At 58.4% G+C, this 2095-nt stretch carries 2 protein-coding genes; both read left to right on the forward strand.

Annotation, left to right across the window (positions count from 1 at the left end; genetic code table 11):
• Window positions 1–1079 (forward strand): IS21 family transposase (locus tag LHU53_RS19555; RefSeq protein WP_227334461.1); only part of this gene is annotated, 1079 nt, incomplete at its 5' end.
• The gene (istB, locus tag LHU53_RS19560) at window positions 1076–1927 is read left to right on the forward strand and encodes an IS21-like element helper ATPase IstB (RefSeq protein ID WP_227334462.1); all 852 of its coding nucleotides are present in this window, start codon (window positions 1076–1078) and stop codon (window positions 1925–1927) included. The genes LHU53_RS19555 and istB, both read left to right, overlap by 4 nt.
• The last annotated feature ends 168 nt before the right edge of the window (window positions 1928–2095 follow it).

Genomic DNA, 2095 nt, shown 5'->3' on the forward strand with positions numbered 1-2095 from the left:
ACTTCTGCATGGACCTACCCCACTCGGACGCCATCTTTGTGAAGGCGTATCCGGCAGAAACCACAGATGCCTTCCTGGACGGCCACGTCGCCGCGTTTGCCTGGCTCGGTGGGGTGCCCAAGTCCATTCTGTACGACAACACCAAGATCGCAGTGGCCAAGATTTTGGGGGATGGCAAACGCAAACGCACCAAGGCGTTCAGTGAACTGCAAAGCCACTACCTGTTTGAAGACCGCTTTGGTCGCCCTGCCAAGGGCAATGACAAAGGCAAGGTCGAAGGCTTGGTGGGCTATGCCCGGCGCAACTTCATGGTGCCGCTGCCACGGGTACACAGCATCGATGAGTTCAACACCCGACTTGCAGCAGCGTGCCAGAAGCGCCAGATCGCCGTGCTGCGCTGTCACAAGACCAACATTGGCGAGCGCCTGAAGGCTGACCGGCGTGCGTTCATGGAACTGCCCGATATGGCCTTTGATCCCTGTGAGAAGGTGTCAACCCGGGCCAACTCCCTGTCTTTGGTGCGCTACCGGTCCAACGACTACTCCGTGCCCACAACCTACGGCCATCACGAAGTGCAGGTGCGGGGCTACTTTGACCGGGTGGTGATTGGCTGTGGCAGTGAGGTCATTGCCTGCCATGTGCGCAGCTACGCCAAAGAAGACTTCATCTACAACCCTTTGCATTACCTGGCGCTGCTGGAGCGCAAGCCCCGTGCGCTTGACCAGGCAGCACCCTTGCTGAACTGGGATCTGCCGGGTGAGTTTGAGGAGTTGCGCCGACTGCTGGAGGTGCGAATGGACAAACGCGGGCGCAAGGAATACATTCAGGTGCTGCGTTTGCTGGAAACGTTTGCCCAGCAGGAGGTCACCGCGGCCATCGAAGATGCGTTGCGCCTGAATGCCATCAGCTACGACGCCATCAAGCATCTGGTGCTGGCCAGGGTCGAGCGCCGTGCGCCTCGGCTGGACCTCAGCGCCTATCCGTATCTTCCACAGCCCAATGTTGGAATGACCGATGCCCGCAGCTACCTCAGTCTGCTGGGTGTCAACCAGCACTGCAGCATGGGGGTGTCGCCATGAGTGCCACCATTGATGATGTCACCGCACCACCACAGGTTCTGCTGGCACACCACCTCAAATCCCTCAAGCTGCCGACCTTCGCTCGGGAGTACGAGAAGGTTGCCACCGAATGCACCCGAGACCAGGCGGACTACCCGCGTTATCTATTGCGCTTATGCGAGTTGGAGCGCATTGAGCGTGACCGGCGCAATATGGAGCGACGTATCCGCGCGGCCAAGTTCCCCCAAACCAAGAGCCTGGATACCTTTGACTTCAAGGCCATTCCCAGCTTGAATAAGGCGTTGGTGCTGGAACTTGCGCGCTGTGAATGGATTGAGCGGCGGGAGAACTGCATTGCACTAGGGCCTGCTGGCACCGGCAAGACCCATACGGCACTGGCGTTGGGTCTGGCGGCTTGCCAAAAGAACTACAGCGTGCTGTTTGTCACCGCTGCCGCTCTGGTTCACGAACTGATGGAAGCCCGCGATGAGCGGCGCTTGCGCCTGCTGCAAAAGCACCTCGCCAAAGTCGACCTGCTTATTGTTGATGAGCTGGGGTATGTGCCATTTACTGCGGTTGGCTCGGAGTTGCTGTTTGAAGTTCTAAGCAGACGCTATGAGCAAGGAGCCACCCTGGTGACCAGCAACCTGCCGTTTGATGAATGGACCAGCGTCTTTGGATCAGAACGCCTGACGGGGGCACTATTGGATCGGCTGACCCACCATGTCCACATTCTGGAGATGAATGGTGACAGCTACCGGCTGGCGACTTCCCAAAAGCGAGCCAGGAAACGCGGTGCGTTGGCACCGTCAGAACCCAATATCCACGAGGTAGAATCAGCCAAAGGGGGTGCCACCAGCGAAGACTAATTGGCGTGGACTTGCCTGAGCCAGCGTGCTGCGCTACGCTTCGCACGCTGGCTCAGGCAAATGGAAGTAAGTGCAGCAAACCAAGTCGGGCTCCAAAAGCCCTTTTTAAGCAACCGACTGGCTCCCTTTTACTCCGCCACACTGGTATCCATTTCGCCGCCATTCACA

It is taken from the genome of Rhodoferax sp. U2-2l, assembly GCF_020594515.1.
In the GTDB taxonomy this organism is placed as follows: Bacteria; Pseudomonadota; Gammaproteobacteria; order Burkholderiales; family Burkholderiaceae_C; genus Rhodoferax.

What these genes read in the sequence shown, in the direction of transcription:
- istB (WP_227334462.1), top strand. Translation starts at nt 1,076, where the DNA reads ATGAGTGCCACCATTGATGATGTCACCGCACCACCACAGGTTCTGCTG.